This is a genomic window from Labilibaculum euxinicum, from assembly GCF_009795715.1.
GTDB lineage: Bacteria > Bacteroidota > Bacteroidia > Bacteroidales > Marinifilaceae > Labilibaculum > Labilibaculum euxinus.
Window position 1 is genome coordinate 240,272 of record NZ_WTCR01000005.1, and the last position, 16,495, is coordinate 256,766.

The 16,495-nt window shown below is 37.3% G+C and carries 14 protein-coding genes; all 14 read right to left on the reverse strand.

Features of this window, described 5'->3' with window-relative positions; translation table 11 throughout:
- Positions 1 to 52 precede the first annotated feature (52 nt).
- The 14 genes from nrfD to GQR60_RS08590 all read right to left on the reverse strand — a co-directional run bounded on the left by nrfD (position 53) and on the right by GQR60_RS08590 (position 16,049).
- Positions 53 to 1,426, reverse strand: coding sequence for an NrfD/PsrC family molybdoenzyme membrane anchor subunit (nrfD, locus tag GQR60_RS08525; RefSeq protein ID WP_124992510.1), 1,374 nt, complete (start codon positions 1,424 to 1,426; stop codon positions 53 to 55).
- 10 nt (positions 1,427 to 1,436) lie between these two features.
- Positions 1,437 to 4,421 carry a Fe-S-cluster-containing hydrogenase gene (locus GQR60_RS08530; RefSeq protein WP_124992511.1) on the reverse strand — a complete coding sequence of 995 codons (2,985 nt, stop codon included), beginning with the start codon at positions 4,419 to 4,421 and terminating at the stop codon, positions 1,437 to 1,439.
- A gap of 62 nt (positions 4,422 to 4,483) precedes the next feature.
- On the reverse strand, positions 4,484 to 5,638 hold the full coding sequence (locus GQR60_RS08535) for a cytochrome c3 family protein (protein WP_124992512.1): 1,155 nt from the start codon (positions 5,636 to 5,638) through the stop codon (positions 4,484 to 4,486).
- 391 nt (positions 5,639 to 6,029) lie between these two features.
- Positions 6,030 to 6,986 (reverse strand): collagen-like triple helix repeat-containing protein, encoded by a 957-nt coding sequence (locus tag GQR60_RS08540; protein WP_124992513.1) that lies wholly within the window; start codon positions 6,984 to 6,986, stop codon positions 6,030 to 6,032.
- A gap of 109 nt (positions 6,987 to 7,095) precedes the next feature.
- Positions 7,096 to 7,689 (reverse strand): Yip1 family protein, encoded by a 594-nt coding sequence (locus GQR60_RS08545; protein ID WP_124992514.1) that lies wholly within the window; start codon positions 7,687 to 7,689, stop codon positions 7,096 to 7,098.
- A gap of 15 nt (positions 7,690 to 7,704) precedes the next feature.
- Positions 7,705 to 8,475 (reverse strand): TIGR00266 family protein, encoded by a 771-nt coding sequence (locus tag GQR60_RS08550; RefSeq protein ID WP_191991602.1) that lies wholly within the window; start codon positions 8,473 to 8,475, stop codon positions 7,705 to 7,707.
- 170 nt (positions 8,476 to 8,645) lie between these two features.
- Positions 8,646 to 9,164: a DUF3592 domain-containing protein gene (locus GQR60_RS08555; RefSeq protein WP_124992516.1), complete on the reverse strand. Its 519-nt coding sequence runs from the start codon at positions 9,162 to 9,164 to the stop codon at positions 8,646 to 8,648.
- A 12-nt stretch (positions 9,165 to 9,176) separates the two neighbouring features.
- Positions 9,177 to 10,232, reverse strand: coding sequence for a hypothetical protein (locus GQR60_RS08560; RefSeq protein ID WP_124992517.1), 1,056 nt, complete (start codon positions 10,230 to 10,232; stop codon positions 9,177 to 9,179).
- A gap of 382 nt (positions 10,233 to 10,614) precedes the next feature.
- On the reverse strand, positions 10,615 to 11,133 hold the full coding sequence (locus GQR60_RS08565) for an outer membrane beta-barrel protein (protein WP_124992518.1): 519 nt from the start codon (positions 11,131 to 11,133) through the stop codon (positions 10,615 to 10,617).
- A gap of 37 nt (positions 11,134 to 11,170) precedes the next feature.
- Complete coding sequence (locus GQR60_RS08570) at positions 11,171 to 11,701, reverse strand: hypothetical protein (RefSeq protein WP_124992519.1); 531 nt, start codon at positions 11,699 to 11,701, stop codon at positions 11,171 to 11,173.
- A 3-nt stretch (positions 11,702 to 11,704) separates the two neighbouring features.
- On the reverse strand, positions 11,705 to 12,928 hold the full coding sequence (locus GQR60_RS08575; RefSeq protein ID WP_124992520.1) for a hypothetical protein: 1,224 nt from the start codon (positions 12,926 to 12,928) through the stop codon (positions 11,705 to 11,707).
- Between the two features lie 2 nt (positions 12,929 to 12,930).
- Positions 12,931 to 13,542 (reverse strand): hypothetical protein, encoded by a 612-nt coding sequence (locus GQR60_RS08580; RefSeq protein WP_124992521.1) that lies wholly within the window; start codon positions 13,540 to 13,542, stop codon positions 12,931 to 12,933.
- A 56-nt stretch (positions 13,543 to 13,598) separates the two neighbouring features.
- Positions 13,599 to 14,261, reverse strand: coding sequence for a hypothetical protein (locus GQR60_RS08585; protein ID WP_124992522.1), 663 nt, complete (start codon positions 14,259 to 14,261; stop codon positions 13,599 to 13,601).
- Positions 14,262 to 14,330: 69 nt separating this feature from the next.
- Positions 14,331 to 16,049: an OmpA family protein gene (locus GQR60_RS08590; RefSeq protein ID WP_124992523.1), complete on the reverse strand. Its 1,719-nt coding sequence runs from the start codon at positions 16,047 to 16,049 to the stop codon at positions 14,331 to 14,333.
- Positions 16,050 to 16,495: the final 446 nt, after the last annotated feature.

Sequence of the window (16,495 nt, forward strand, 5' to 3'; positions counted from 1 at the left end):
CCAGTATAGTCATTCTCATGTGCGAGAACTTTTTCTCATGCTCGTTTCATGATCATTCGTTTTTATCCTTATTTGTAAATTTCTCTCCGGAACTTTTCATTACGGTCTTCACCTCGGCAATGGCAATTACCGGGAATACCCGAATAAACAGTAGGAAACAAGTAAAAAACAAACCTAATGTTCCAATAAATATTCCTACTTCAACGACAGTTGGACTGTACATCGACCAACTTGACGGCAGGTAATCGCGGTGCAAAGAGGTTACGATAATTACAAACCGTTCGAACCACATTCCAATGTTGATGAAAATGGACAGAACAAAGGTAAATGCAAGATTTCGTCTCAGCTTTTTGAACCAAAGCAGTTGCGGCGAAATCACATTACAGGTCATCATGATTGCGTAGGCCCACCAATAAGGTCCGGTTGCCCGGTTCAGAAATGCATATTGCTCATATTCCACGCCCGAATACCAGGCAATAAACAATTCGGTGATGTAGGCAATCCCCACAATAGAGCCAGTTGCGATAATAATTTTATTCATCGATTCAACATGCCCAACCGTAATGTAGCTTTCCAGATTCAATACTTTTCGTGTAATCACTAAGAGGGTAAGCACCATTGCAAAACCAGAAAATATAGCTCCGGAAACAAAATAGGGCGGGAAAATTGTTGTGTGCCACCCCGGAATTATCGAAGTTGCAAAATCGGCACTTACAATACTGTGAACCGAAAGTACCAGCGGTGCAGCCAATCCGGCCAATACCAAACTCATGGTTTCGTGCCTGCTCCAGTGTCTGGCAGATCCTGTCCATCCAAAACTCAGAAATCCGTAAACTGCTTTTTTAAATTTTGATTTCACTTTGTCGCGAATGGTTCCGATATCAGGTATTAAACCAACATACCAAAACAAAAGAGAAACACTAAAATAGGTACTGATGGCAAATACATCCCACAGCAGTGGTGAGTTGAAATTTACCCAAAGACCACGCGTATTTGGATAAGGAAACACAAAGAATGCAAGTAGTGGACGTCCCATGTGAATTAAGGGAAACATACCTGCACACATCACGGCAAAAAGTGTCATTGCCTCGGCCGATCGATTGATACTTGTTCTCCATTTTTGACGAAACAGTAATAGAATGGCCGAAATAAACGTACCGGCATGACCGATTCCTACCCACCACACAAAATTGGTAATTCCCCAACCCCATCCTATGGTTTTATTCAATCCCCATGTTCCGATTCCCTGCCAAATGGTCCAACCCATCATGGCTAAGCCGAAAAATAAGGCCGATAAAGTAATTGCAATTCCAGCATACCAAGCCTTCCCCGCCTTTCCTTCAATTGGAGCAGAAATTTCGTCGGTAATCTTTTTATACGTTTTTTTCCCCGTGATTAATGGTTCACGAATTGGCGACACATACATAAGCGTGGTTTTATGAATTGTTCGTTTCTTTATTTCTAATCTTTGTTAGATAACTTACCGATGGCAGCGTATGAATCTCCTCCAGCAAATGGTAATTTCGCTTGCCCGAAGTTTCTTTTACCACCTGACTATCCTTATCATTTAAATCTCCGAATATGATTGCTCCGGCAGGACAGGCTTGCTGACAAGCTGTTTTTATTTCGCCGTCCCGAGGCCTTCTTCCATCCATTTTCGCTTTCAATTTTCCTTCCTGAATTCGCTGCACGCATAGGGAGCACTTCTCAATCACTCCTTTGGCCCGCACGGTAACATCCGGATTCAAAACCATTCGTTTTAAATCGATCGTCATGTCAGCCACATCGTGCAGATTATCTGGAATCGAATCTGCTTTCGTAAAATCAAACCAATTGAACCGACGCACTTTATACGGACAGTTGTTTCCGCAGTAACGAGTCCCAATACAACGATTATAAGCCATTTGATTTAAACCTTCGCTGCTGTGAGTGGTGGCCGCTACCGGACAAACATTCTCGCAAGGTGCATTGTCGCAATGCTGACACATTACCGGCTGAAAGGAAACATCCGGATTCAACTCACTGCCCGAAAAATACCTGTCGATACGAATCCAGGACATTTCGTGCGCCCGAATCACCTCTTTTTTCCCAACTACAGGCACATTATTTTCCGCTTGGCAAGCAATTGAACATGCACCGCAACCCACACAGGAATTTAAATCGACAACCAATCCCCAATGATGATTTGGAAAATTTGGTTTCTTGTAAATACCTGCATTTTCGTATTCCTGATGCGACTCATTTCCTGCTGCCGGATCTTTTAAATATTCGCCTAATGAAGCTTCACGAACAATTGCTCTTCCTTCCATGGAGTGATGAGTTTGAGTCGTTGCCAATTCATACTTCTCTTCTGTTTTTTTGATTTCAACTCCTGTAGAGAAATCGACCCGAGAATCATTTTTAAACTGAGATAATTGGGAAACATTAACTCCCACATTCTTTCCAACTACTCCGCAATTTGTTCTTCCATAACCCAAAGCAACTGCAACAGTATTGTATGCTTGTCCCGGTAAAATATATACGGGTAACTTTATGCCTGAATTTAACTCCACCACATCACCTGTTTCTAAAAGCATTTCTTCCGCTTGTTTTGGCGATACGGTGAGGTAATTGTCCCAACAAATTTTCGTTACCGGATCGGGAAGTTCCTGAATCCATGGATTGTTTGCCATTTTTCCATCACCCATGGCTGAGCTTTCATATACCTGAAGCTCAAAACCAGAAGATTTTGGTGCATTTGCTATGTTATCAATCAATTCGCCAATGCCATCCAACTTAAATTTGGTGTCGAAAACCGATTTTGTTTGAGGTTCAAAAACTCCTTGTTGCAAGCTGTTGTTCCAAAAAACAGTAAAATTTGGATAGACTGTTTGCAACGGATATAAATTCTCTTCCCAGTAATTTTTTATAAATTTTAAATAGTCCGTTTCCTGACCAATCCATGCAAGCAAAGTAGATTGAAATTGCCGGGTATTGAATAACGGACGAATTCCCGGCTGCATCAAACTGTAACGGCTTGTTTTAGGTTCCAAATCATTCCAGCTTTCTATAAAATGATTATCGGGAGCTACATATTTAAACCGACTACTGGTTTCACTTGGAGCCATATCCAGTGATACCGAAAACGGCACTTTATCTATTGCCTTTGCAAATTCCTCCCCCTTAAAATAATCGTATACCGGATTAACACCGTAAGAGAACAAAGCTTTTATCTTACCCGAATTCAGATCAGTAAGTAATTGTTCCATATCCCGATCAATTGCTTGTTTGGTCAGTATTTGTTTATCAATCCGCAAGGTTGTTCCGTAATTTTCCAACTCGTAATTAATCCCATTGATTAAGATCTGAATATTCAAATCATTCTCTCCTGCAACAACCAATGATTTCCCTTTATTTTTCCAAAGCTCTTTGGCCAATTCGCGGATATCTTCCGAAGTATCATTCAAAGAATAGGATTCCTGACCTTTAATTTTCAATATCTCATTGTACAATTGAGCAACAAGCAAAGCTTGTTCGGAAGGTTTTACCGGAATCCGATAATCGGCATTACTTCCTGTTAGAGATAAACGCGATTCAAACTGAATGTGCCGCGACATATTCGTATTTCCATCGCTCAGTTTGCGTTTTTTGGTGTACTGACGAATGTGTTCAACAGGCATCAGCCAATTTCCTAAAAAATCTGCATCGAAACTCACAATTACATCTGCAAAATCGAAACGGTAATCGCAAACCCCAGCTTTTCCAAAACACATTTCGTTCGCCTTTATTAATGCTGATGCAGATCGATTATCATATTGTACCCAATTCACATTAGGGTAGATTTTTATGAAATTCTCTATCACAGACTTTGTAGATGGACTGTATATTGTCGGAGTCAAAAGAACTGCTCTCTCTTTACTTTCTTTCAATTGATTCAATTGCTGAATAATGTCATGATCCAACTCCTCCCAGGAAATTTTGGTATCGCCTTTCAGCGGATTTTTATAACGGCTGGTATCGTACAATCCCAAAATGGAAGCCTGAACCCTGGCACTGGTGCCTCCATAAGTAACCGACGACAAATCGTTGCCTTCAATTTTTATTGGACGGCCTTCTCGGGTTTTAATCAGAATACTGCAATATTCACTGCCATTTACATAGGATGATGCATAATAATTCGCTTTCCCCGGAGTAATTTCTTCAGGTTTAATCAGGTATGGAATGGCCTTTTGAACAGAATTCTCGCAACTGGCCAACACGGTACTTATTGCCAGACTGTATCCGCAAAGCTTTAGAAAATCACGACGGTTCGATTGTGATTTTTCATTCCCGTTATCAAATATATCGAGTATTTGTTCCAGATTTCCCTTAGGTAAATTCTGCTTTTCGGGAGTTTCTGATCCATTTTTACGTTCGGCAATACTTTTCCAATGTTTCTTCATAGATAAACGGTTATCAATAGGTAAAATGCAATGCAACAGGGCAATAATTGGCTTTTACAATTCTAATAATGGCATCGGGCACATTCCCGTCCTCCAATATCAGTAACTCTTACACTGTCAATAACTCCTGCTGCCAAATCTTCGTGCAGTTTTTTAAAGCCATTGGAATAATATCCATTGGCCTGAAAATCAACAGCTGTTTTATCATGACAATCCAAACACCAGCCCATCGATAAATCTTCAACTTGCTTAATTACATCCATCTCTTCAACAGGGCCATGACATTCCTGACATTCTCTTTTTCCCACATTGGCATGCTGGGCATGACTGAAAAAAACATGATCGGGCAACTGATGAATCCGAACCCATTCTACAGAAGTATTATTTTCTATTGCCTTGATAATTTTGTTAATTTCGAATTTCCCTGAATTAGGTCCTTCCCTTACAATAATATGGCAGTTCATACAAAGGTTTACATGAGGAATTCCTGCAGATTTACTTTCGTCAGCAGTGGTATGACAATATCTGCAATCAATTTTATTACCGGCAGCATGAACTTTATGAGAAAACTTAATGGGCTGTGCCGGTTGGTAATTTTGTTTGCGACCTAAGGCCATAGCTCCATCAGCCAACATGTTTATCTGATAACCAAAGGCAAGTACAAAAATTAGTATTGGAATAAATTTATATTTGATTTTTTTTGTGAAGAACAAATCAATTAAGGCCATAGTAAGTATGGCACCCAAAAAGAAAAAAACAATCAGGTTATTTACCTTAGGTTTGACTTCATGGAGAGTATCCTCTTTTAATTGAACGAGATATGATTTTATATATCCCAGTTCCTCATCCGAATAAGTATATCCTACGTGAGACTCCTCCATTTTTTTTCCCAACGAGCTCATCAATACAGACTTAAATTCTGCAATTGATTTATCGGCAAATGTTCCGGCAATATCCAACGCAGAAGGATTCCAATTCAGCGTATCGATGTATTCAATATTGTGACAGGAAACACAGGATGTTACATCCGTTTTTATTCTGGTTAAGCCTTTAAAAAGACGTTCTCCCCTTTTCTCAGAGCTTAGAAAATAGTTGAAGTGATGATTATCATTTTCAGCAACATGAGTGCTGTCGGCTTCAATTGCGAGAAGCGCAGGAGGACTAAACAACAGAAAAAGTATAATCAGGGCATAAAAAAATCCGTAGGGTCTACTCATAGAATAAGGTATTTGGTACAGATTAGGGTTATATAATAGCCAATAATGAAAATACAAATCAAAATACGAAACCTTTATCTGCCAAATCCTACTGCAATCCAACTATTCTTCTTAAGGTAGCTGAGCTCACTTTCTTCGTAACTTCCTCGCTCTCTACCAAATATAATAATTTAAACGAATAAATCATATTCATTCACATAATGAAATACAAATGGAAGCAACAATAGATACGGACTTAAATGTCTTTTTATTAATGTTTACCAATGGTACATGAATTTTGAAAAAAAAACAGAATTGGTCTAATTCAGAATATTTATGAACTTATTTCTATTTTTCAAACGAAAAAAGGGCATCCTCCTAAAAGAATGCCCTTTTATTTTCAATATTTTCTCTAGTTCAAACTCTCAACTAATCTATCAAACTCAAGTTGATTGCTTTTATTTGCTTCCAACTGAACAGCAGCCTGACCTGTCACTATTTTTATTTGATACTCAATATCTTCGATAGTAAGCAGTTCTGTCATATTTTCTATTCCTTTAAGAATGTTCTTAAACCGCAGTATGTACCTATTATCACTACTGTTTTTAAATACATATCCCTCACGAGAAAGGAAGTTGTTTTGACCAGTCAGTTTAGATAATGGTAAAAGTTTTATGGCGTTTGCATCTTTCCAGTAAACCAATACAATACCATTTTCAAATACATCTTCATTAAGAGCAGGAAAATCAATATCCTCAATAATCGTTTTAGTAAAACTATCCCCGTCATTATTATACACGGCCCAACTAGAAACACTGGCAGTATATTTAAATGTTTTCACATTCGCATTTCCGTCAGCCCCTTTCAATTCTAAACCAGCTCCCCAAGTTGTATCACCTTCATCATCTGTTACTGCCGGGCCATAAAGTATAGAGCTAGTTTTGTCAAGGTAAAAGTCACCTGTATTTCCAAAATTATTACTAGGAACACCTTCGTCCGAGAATATTTTCGAACCATTTGTACCGTTTGTTCCATTGGTACCATTGGTACCATTGGTACCCTTTAAAGAAAATCCGTCTGTATCGGTCCAGTTACCAGCATTTACTTTAGGACCATACAACATTCCTGTTGCAACGTCCAGATAATAATCACTAACTGCACCAACTGCAGCAGCAGGCTCGCCTTCTCCACTATAAATAATACTGCCATCGGTTCCAGCTGGTCCAACTTCTCCTGCTGCACCTTGTTCTCCTTTATCACCTTTAGGACCCAATAATCCGGCCTCACCATCATCACCACTACATGAAACCATCGAAATACTTAACGCCATAAAAGCGACTGCGAAAAAATAAAGTTTACTCGTTTTCATTTTTTTTGTAAATTTGAAATGATTAATAATTTGGAATTAAAGAGATCTTGCGTGATGTTTAATTCCTTTTAATTGTATTCTTCCGGAGGCTGTAACCTCCGGATTTTTTTTAATATGTTCGTAAACCTGCTGTTAACAATATTGCTCCAAGCACCAGGGATACAACCACTGAAACTGCTATTACTAAAATCAGGCTGACAATAAAGTAGTTGGTCTTTTTTTCTTCACTTACATTTGTAACAGGTACAAAACCTATATACAAAATGTATAAGCTGTAAATTCCTGCCAATAATGAGAATATGGAAAGGCTTGGAAGTATTGTAAGAACACCTGCTACCCAGACCGGAGTATAAGAGTAGGCTACCAATTTAATTGCATTATCAAGGCTTACCTGAGTACCGAAATTAGTTGCTAACTTATGAATACAGAACGCACTAATAAAAACACCTAAGAACGCGCCTACAAAAGCAAGTATCGCTTGATGAAATCCCCAACTAAGAGATGAAACTTTGAAATAACTTCCCAAGCCAATTAATCCATAACCAATAAAAGATGCTATAGTAGGAATGAGAACCAAAGGAAGTACATAGGACATTAAAAAATCTTTACGATCTATTTGTTCACTACCAATTTTCGCCCATGCTCCTTTAGGATTAACAAGAACTAACTTTACTCTGTCGACTAAATATTCAATATTTATCATGATTTAAGGATTTTATTATGATTCTAACAGACTCTGTAAAATCCCGTTACTACCTTCTTTTCGGGTATTGGAACCTCCTGTTGATAATTGATTGATTAACTTGCTAATCGGCATGGATTGCAGCCACACTTTTCCTGTTCCCTGAAGAGTTGCCAGAAATAAACCTTCGCCTCCAAAAACCATCGATTTTAAATTTCCAGCCTGCTGAATACTAAAATCAATGCCTTCCTGAAAACCGACAACGCAGCCTGTATCCACTCTTATTGTTTCGCCATTCAACTCATGCTCGATAAGTGTACCTCCGGCATGAATAAAAGCATTTCCGTCTCCTTGCAGTTTCTGAAGAATAAAACCTTCGCCTCCAAAGAAACCGGCACCCAATTTCCGGTTAAAATGCATACTGATTTTTGTTCCTAATGCAGCACACAAAAAAGCATCACGCTGCACAATCACGGTTCCACCTAATTGCTCTAAATCGATAGGAACAATTGTTCCCGGATAGGGTGCAGCAAAAGCAACCTGGCTTTTTCCTGTTCCCCGGTGTGTAAAATGAGTTATAAATATTGACTCTCCGGTAATTTTTCTGGATGCAGCCGAGAGTAATTTGCCAAAAAGACCTTTGTCTGGCTCTGAGCCATCTCCCATCTTTGCTTGAAAATCTATCCCTTCTTTCATGTATAACATCGCTCCTGCTTCAGCTATAACTGTTTCATTTGGATCCAATTCAATCTCTACCAACTGAATATCGTGCCCTATAATCTTATAATCTATTTCGTGTGATTTCATGATTTCTGAATTTACTATTCGTTATTATATTTTAATAGTCTGTTGGATTTTAGCAACTAACTTGATTTACAAAGTGCTTATTTTCCTCATTTTAACTAAAACACTCTATTCATATAACTTACTAATAGTTAAACACCAACAAACTACTGTTATTGACAAAACATTTTAATTTAACTTCGTGCCCCAACAAACAGAGCCAAAACAAACAATCCTATTTTCTTAACAAATTGCCACAACATCAGGAATCCAATTAAACAAAACACTAACGGTCCGTAAGTAATCAAATAAGTAAAAAAATTGGGTCCGGGTTCAAGCAAGGAAGCATCAGGCAATTCCGGATCATAATAAACAGTAACCGAACTTCCTGCTGCATATTTCTGAATATCTTTTTTTGCACTTGATGCACTGCTGCTGCTTCCATCAACAGTAGAAATTCGTGTTCCTGAATACTCCTTACCCTCAACAATATATTTGTAAACAATGTTGGATGCATACATTTTCGTTCCATCGCTTATCGATGTGCTAATATCCGCTAAAGTAACCGTGCCCTCTACAGCAGGCCACGACTTTGAGGCATTTGCCTCTTCAACAATAGTCTGGCTGATATTTTTGTAAAAAAACCAACCTCCAATAATAAATGCTACAGCAAAAACCAGTGCTGCAGCCGATGAACTTTGCTTATTTTCCATAGTCTATCTTTTTTAAAAATTAAAAGCATCCATTAGTTGAAGCATCTCTGGTTTAGTCTGAACAGAACTGGACACAAGTATAATATATGTATCGTAATTTGGGATTTCGATGATTAAAGAAATGCCTTCGTCTCCTTCCATTTTACCATACATACACTTTTTCCCGCTGTGTGTGAAAATTTCAAGGTTTCCTCCCTGATCAGGATTGCCGTTTTTACGTGATGTTGCTGCTACACCCAAACTACCATTCATTCCTTTCATAAACATGGCGCTATAGGTTCCCTCCATATTCATTACCATCATTTTTCGGTAATTATTGAAGCTGAAACCATTTGCTATTTTCTGGAACCTTTCATAAGGATACTTTACTGGAACTAAATCCATAGCTTCATCATCGCCATCATCATAACCACCATCATTAAAAGCATCACTCATACCTCCAAACATTTCTTGCTGATACTGATCCTGATCTTCATAATCGATACCAGAAGGAGGTGTAAATTTTGAACTTGACACAGAGATATTTTTGTCAAACCCGGCAGCTGTTTCGATCGCTTCAATACCCAATATTTTTGCTTCTGATTTTAATGTCACACCTTCGTAAATCCAACATTTAGCACCCATTAATTTTACAACTTCGCACTCATTCCCCAAAACATCTTCTTTGCCAACAATCTCGCCGCCAAAAGCTTCCAACAGATCTTTTCCCATCTTCTTCTTTTCTGCATCGGTCATATTATCAGTGATATCCTGAAAAGGAACAGTTCCTTTCTGCCCTTTGTTTTCAATTAAGTTGGCATTCCAAAATTTACCGTCTTTAATAATCGAGATATCATGCGTTTTTGTTTCACTCTTAATTCCAAACATTTTAGTTACGCTTACCGATTTGGTTTCCGTAAAAGATGAATTCCCATAGTTGTCCCACCAAACAGACTTGGTGCCAGTAGTATTTCCGCTGAGTTGATACTCAATATGCCCTGATTTGATGGCATATATCTGACTCTTTTGCTGAGCCGTCGCAACATAGGTAATTAGTAAATAGGTTACGATCAGAATAATTTGTTTCATCTGTTTATAATTTTAAGTTTTTGTCAGATGGAACTCCCAAATTACACTCATTCACCTGTGTGTAATACTTTTTACATGGTCGTTTCATATGATTATAATTTGTTTTTTATGCCATATGGTCCCGAAAGCTCGGGATTACCATGCTGTAATAATCACCCTGCTGTATGTCAAAACACCTTGGCATGGACGTTTCATCTGTTAATGAATTTGAATTAAATGTTCTGGTTTATTTGTAAGCTCTAAGAATGGTTGAGAAAGGTTTGATTAGAAAGACTTCCTGTTTGGGACTTAAGTTATTATGGTTGCTTGGTTGTAAAGTGAATTGGTTGACTGCCCAAACAGGAAGTACTAACTAACTAAATGTAACTAGTCAAATAGTTTTCTAGAAATGGTATAGTACGCCTACACCTGCTGACAAGTAGTTGGCGTTACCAATGGTATATTTCAAATCAGCATTAAAATACATTTTATCAGAAATTGCAAAGCGACTACCAACACCAATATTTACACCAACATCACTTCCAGAAGCATCTAAATCAAAGCCTCCAAAATAATCATCAAGCTCACTTCCACCATCCATTTTAAATTTCCAGAAAGTCACATTCAAACCTCCAATGGCATAAAAAGTACTTTTGTCATCACTAGAAAATACATAATGTGCATCAAAATCTAATGTAGACCAGTTCACATTGTTTTTCTTGAAATAGTAAGTGAATGCAGGAGCAATTTCCCATGTATCGCTTGCTAAATAAACACCTTTAGCTTCAATACCCATAGTACTGATATCTGTTGCATACTTAAGACCAGCTCCGGCCAGAATTTTTGAGTCTTGTGCTTTGGTTGTCAGGCTAAAAAATACAGAAAGCACGGTTGCAATTACTAAAATTAACTTGTTTTTCATTTTTTTACTTTTACTTGTTATTAAAATTTAATTAGGATTATAAAACTTTCACCTCTACATCTACTAAGGCTGTTGTTTCAATATTGAAACTAACCGGCTTTTCAGTAACTGTTCCTGAGATTATCATTTTTAGATTTTTGCTTTGTAACAATTCATTTGCAATTGCATCCAATTGCTCTGTAGTGAAATTCACAAAAAGAGCCTGATTTTCAGAAACAGTTGGAATATCAAAATCGAAATTCAAATCCGGCACACTTAGGTTTAATGAATTTACCTCTCCAGCCGATAGGTCTGTAATTTTACAAGTCACAGAAGTAACATCTACAGCTTCCAACTTGTTCAGGTATTCCTTTACTTCGCTCAAGTCGTTAAAATCAAGACTAATTGTTTCGGAAAAAGGATGATTCTCTGCGCTCTTAATTGCGGCACTTTTATCGGAATTTACGGTAACAAGTGTTTTTTTCGATAATTTAAGATCATAAAAATCTTTTGTCTTCAAGTCATTAACCTTATCGCACGAAGCGAAACCAATTAGGATCGAAAATAAAATACAAAGTGTCTTTTTCATAGTTTAATTGTTTGTTATTATGTTCTTCAATTCATAAATATAGTAATGACCAAACATGCCTTCTTTGTCTTCAATTATCTTGGCATAAATTCCAGGTTTATCATTAATCATCCATAATTTATATTTCTCTTCGGAAGTGCCAACAGACTCAATTACGGTACAATCAAAAGTACCTGATGGTGTTGTGAGTTTCTCTTGTCCAGCCACCCGAAACGAATTCTCTTTTAATGGATACAGGCGATTATAATAATTGAAATCCAAAACATTAGGAGGTAATTCCGTTTCATCAGGCAAATTGTATCTGTCGTATCCGTAAAAAATAAAATCGATACTTACACTTTGTTCATCTTTATCGGTCTTAACATCGGCGGTCAGTTTTTTAGTTTCAAAAACTTTTGTCCCCTCTACTAATGCTGAAAAATTATATTCCAATTGACTCGTATTTACTAAAGACATCAGCATTTCGAAAGGATCAGTCCAAGGCAATTTTCCTTCCTCACTATCATACTTATAATCACCATTCTCATCGAAAAAATTATCTTCCGTAAAATTCAACCTTTCGATCTTTTGAGAGTTATCATCTGATTTCCGCATCGCTGTTTCCGATCCTGCATTCTCCAAAACCAATTTTGTTTTACTGATTGTAAGGATTTTATTTTTACCGCCAATCTGGTCTATTCGGCCAATCAACAGCAGGCTTTGTTCTTTTGGATTAAAAATCCACATTCCACCCGTCTGACTCTGCATTCCTTCTTGTTTCTCTACCAGAGTAAAACTATCCGGAGCCTCAAAATTCAATACTTTGGTTCCCTCATAATTTGCATCATCGGCAAACTCCCATGATCCAATAAGACCTGATTCAGAATTAGTCTTAGCTATTTCAGACATATTTAGTCTGGATAGGAACCATTTCTGATCACCCTTTTCAAAGTTTAGCTCTTTCTGGTTCAAACTTATAATTTCACAATCTCCTCCAAAGTCTTTATCCATATCCGAGCTCATAATCAATTTTTCTTCTTTCTGATTATGCGACCACGATCCTACTTCAATTCCCTGAGTTATAATAGATCCATCAGCACTGTAATCGATAACAAATAATGGTTCATCAATTTGATCGCCCACCACTATTTTAGTAACCAGCCAGCTTCCACTTATTTTTGAATCCTGAGCATTTGTCACTTTTATCAGCGACAGCAAAACGATAAGAATAATTGTTGCTTTTTTCATTTTTATTTGGTTTTAAATGGGTTACCTAACACTTTCATAACTTCATTATAAGCATCTCTAATTTCACTCTCGCTCAAATCAGGTTTCCTTTGTTTGGCTCGTTTTCTGAAATCTTCGTAAGACATAAAATTTGATTGATTTTGGAGCTTTTCAAATTCCTTTTCGGCTTCTTTCAGCATTCCTTCCAGTTCGGGTTTGGCTTCATCAAACTGCTTTTCAGCCTTTTTCAGTTCCTGATCCAATTGACTTTCCTGCACTGGTTTGTCTGGTTTTTCACCTTCTTTTCCAATGGACTTATCTGCATTGATGTATGCATTAATGAATTGAAAGGCATCCTCTTTCGTCAGGCCACTCTGATCATTTTTCACCTCATCCATAATTCCCATCTGATTCAACATCTGATCGAAATCGCTTTGATTGGGCGCCTTTAAGCTATCTTTCTCATCATACTTTAAGAAAAAATCAATCATGGGTTTGGTCGAATCAATCATATTTTTGTTTGCCTTCATGTAGGTTTCCAGCATCACATCTACTCCTTCTTTTTCCACTTTCCCCTGAGCCAACAAGGCCGAATTGGCAACAAAACAAAGCACTATGACTAAAATTTGTTTCATGATTCTTTTTTTGATAATGAATACAAGCTGTGACTGTATTTTTATAAATGATTAATTTACAGATCAGTAATATCCTTGTGAGGAAAATTAGGCAACTCGAAATAGCTGTCGGCTACAGAAACATCAAATTTGACACTTGTTGCTTCCTTTATTACGGTAATTCCTGCCATATGAGAAACTACTTTAAGGGTTACCCCTTTGTAAATCCACTCCTTAACGCCAAGAAGATCCCATACTTCACAATCGAAACCCAAAATTTTTTCATTATCCAGTTGCACTCCTCCCATACTTACCATTGTCTCCTTCGCTGCTTCCAATGCATCTAAATTATTCTGGCGCATGTAATCAATTAGAGGATCTTCTTTGGTATAAATTATACTGTTTTTATAATCAACCGAATAAAGTTTCTCATTATCAATTTTATAGGAACTACGGGCATTCGTAGTTGTCGATTCTTCTATTCCATTAACATTAACGATGGTAATTGTTTCCGATTTATCCTCAAAACTCATTTCCAGAGCTCCCCATTTTTTGAAATACAAATCTTCTGTGCCTGATCCATTCACATATGGACCGGATATTGAAGTTTCGTAGTGCACAATACCTGATTCTACGTTATAACGCTTGATGTCCTTACTCTGTAAATCATCGTCCTTATCGCACGAGAATAAAACGATACTTAATACTGCTATTACAAAGTACTTTAGAGTGTTTTTCATATTTTCTATTTTTTGTATTGATGAGAATTTCATCTGTTTATTATAAAATTTTTATTTTTAGCCAGTTGATTAGTTTGGGACTACATAGAAACCGGTATTTTCCCTTTGTACAATTGTTGTTGTTTTAGCGTCCGGTCTGCCCAACCAAAAATCTTCTTCCGACCTCGTCATGTCCCCGGTGCTTCCTTCATCCAAATCGCAGGTATAAGTTCCTCCAATGTCCAAATGATCAGATTTGCTGTGAACGGAACCATCATCATTATAAGTAACATATCGAACTGTTAACCTGTAATTGTCACTTTCATCAACATTCAGAACTTCCATTTTACCCAAATTTCCATCCGATGATCCATAGATGATGGTAGTCCCATTTTTCAGAAGAATTCCCGATTGATTGGAAACCGGAATGTTCCCATCTGGCAAGCTTTCCATTTTAGTATCGATCGCTTTACGATCCAAAGAATCAAAAATTGAATTGCCTGAAGTATTTGGTTTGGCTGATGCTGCAATTCCTTCCACTTTCACAAACTCAACCCGTCGGTTATTCGCTTTTCCCTCCGGTGTGCTGTTGTTATCCAATGGCTTGCTTTCTCCAAAACCGGCATAACTCAATCGGTTCGATGAGATTCCCATCTGAATTAATTTCTCCATAACAACTTTAGCTCTCGCTTCCGATAAACTTTTGTTTGATGCATCATCACCATCGCTATCGGTATGACCTTCGACGCTAAAATTTAAATCAGGTTGTTTTTGCAGTAATTCGTAAATTTTATTGATTGGCCCCATCGACTCGGGCTTTAAACTGGCCTTGTTTACATCGAAGCGGATACCGTTGCAGATAATCTTACCATCTTGAAGTACACGATCGTAATACTTAACACCACCTTTTGCAATGCGAATATTCTTGATGTATTTTTCGTAATCCGAAGAGGCATATTTTTCCATTTGTATGGTTAAACCAGTAGGATTAGCTTCATAATGTGGAATATTGATCAAGCGGGTGTCATCCATATAAGCTTTCATCTTCCCTTTGGTAAAAGCAATCGAAATATGACGCCAACCACCAACTGCATCCCAGTTCCCGTTAGATTTTCCGGGGTAATTAGTGGAACTAGAACCTAGAGTTAAGCTATTCACATATACATACAGCCTATCATTATTATTACATCGTTGATTCTTCGCATCAAAAAAACTGATAAAATATCTTCCTGAATATCCTGTACCAAAAAAGGCATCGAACTCTATCGTGAAAATTTCTGGTAAATAATCCTCCTTCGCATTTTTCAAATAAGGAACAATGGTCCCATGTTCAATAGAGTAAATTACATTTTCACCATCTACTTGAGCAATCTCTATATTTCCATCCTTTAAATCCCAACGACTTGGAAACTCACCATTCTCCTCTGTTACTGCAGGACCATCTTCAAAAATTACAACATCACCGGGAACAAAGTCAAATTTATTCCAAACCACGTCAGGCTTTTTAGCAACTTGCTTTTCTACTCTCTCGTTACTATTATTCCCGTCATTTCTATTTGAGTCTTCATTATTTTCTGAAGTATTTTTTGACTCGTCATTCGCAGCTTTCTTTTTCTTCTTCTTTTTACCGAATAAACTTCCAATACCTTCTTCCAGTTTATCAAAGCCTTTATCTACACCTCGTTCTATTTTATTATTAGCACGACGTGTACCTTGTTTCTTTACTACTTTTTCCGGCTCCACTACTTGTCCATTTACAAGAGCAAAGCAAAATGTGAACAAAAGCGTAATAAATATTCCTTTTTTCATGACCTCTATTTTTTGATTTCGAATACAATGTAAATGTATGCTGCTAATCAATCCTCAAATAGGAAGCATGTTCCAAAAACAAAAACAAATGTTTAAAATACTATATATTAATTCTTTAAGTTGATTTTATTTATCTGTATGTATAAATTGTGATTACATAACATGCACGCAAACGAAAGGCAGATGGGATGCTGATCAGACACAATCATGCAGTAAAATCCGATCAGTTTAAACATCATTACCTTCTGGACATGTGACTTTTAGTGAGATTTCCCGTCTGATTTTTTTACTAATATATTTGTGGATTGACAGAGAAAAATAGAAAAGAAAGATATTGGAGTATTACAAATGTTCCAAACAGCAAAACAAATGTTCCAAAACAACACAATCAGCTGGCATTAAGATGATTGGTACAGAATTACAATTAACCATTTAAACAAGTATCG